The 428-nt window shown below is 63.1% G+C and carries 1 pseudogene; it reads right to left on the reverse strand.

The window, feature by feature from the left end:
* Nucleotides 1-428: pseudogene (locus J5M71_RS28905) on the reverse strand (glycosyl transferase family 51); the annotation flags it as partial.

Below are 428 nucleotides of genomic sequence, written 5' to 3' on the forward strand. Positions count from 1 at the left end.
GTTGAGCATGCTTGCCAGGCGGCTGCGGGCAACGCTGATGCCTTTGTTGGTTTCAATCGGCTGCATCGTTGGCTGGGTCTGCCAGTCGCGGTAGGACACGGTGCTTGCCAGCGCGGCGTCGGCCAGAGCGCTGTCGATCACGCCGTTCTGCTTGAGCAGGCGCAGGTGGCTGTCGGTGAGGCTGGCCAATTCCTCGCGGCCCTTGGTCAGGTAATGCGAAGGACGGCGCTGGGCGATCATCAGCGAAAGCATTTCACGCAAGGCCAGGCCTTTGGCGGCCATGGTTTGGGGGTCGGTCTTCGGGCTGTTCAGTTGCTCGTTGGCCTTGTTGAAATCACTGCCGTACCAGCCTCGCAAACCTTCGGCCCTGCCGTGCACTTCACCGTGGCCGGGTACCGCCGAGAGCGGCACGCTGTTACGATAGTCGC

This window comes from Pseudomonas sp. 43(2021) (assembly GCF_017490805.1).
Classification (GTDB): Bacteria; Pseudomonadota; Gammaproteobacteria; order Pseudomonadales; family Pseudomonadaceae; genus Aquipseudomonas.